Raw genomic sequence first — 255 nt, forward strand, 5'->3', positions numbered from 1 at the left:
TGGTTGCTCACTCCCACCACATGGCGGCGATCTGGTGCGCAAAGATGGGGTAATTCATCCAGGTGCCGCGCAGGCCCTTGCGTACCACGGTGCCGATCTGCGGGGCAAAGATCCAGGCGTTGACGGCATCCTGCGCCAAGTGCCGCTGCATCTGGGAGAACAGCATCTGGCGCTCGCGCGCGTTGGTGGCGCTGGCGTGGCGCTCCACCAGGGCGCGAAAGGCCGGGCTGTCGTAGCCGAAGTAGTAGCCCGGAT

The 255-nt window shown here is 65.5% G+C and carries 1 protein-coding gene; it reads right to left on the bottom strand.

The window, feature by feature from the left end; genetic code table 11:
* Positions 1-7: 7 nt before the first annotated feature.
* Positions 8-255: hypothetical protein (locus MTCD1_RS19700; protein ID WP_200818691.1), on the bottom strand; the 248-nt coding region annotated here is incomplete at its 5' end.

Source organism: Colwellia marinimaniae, from assembly GCF_002207865.1.
GTDB lineage: Bacteria > Pseudomonadota > Gammaproteobacteria > Enterobacterales > Alteromonadaceae > Colwellia > Colwellia marinimaniae.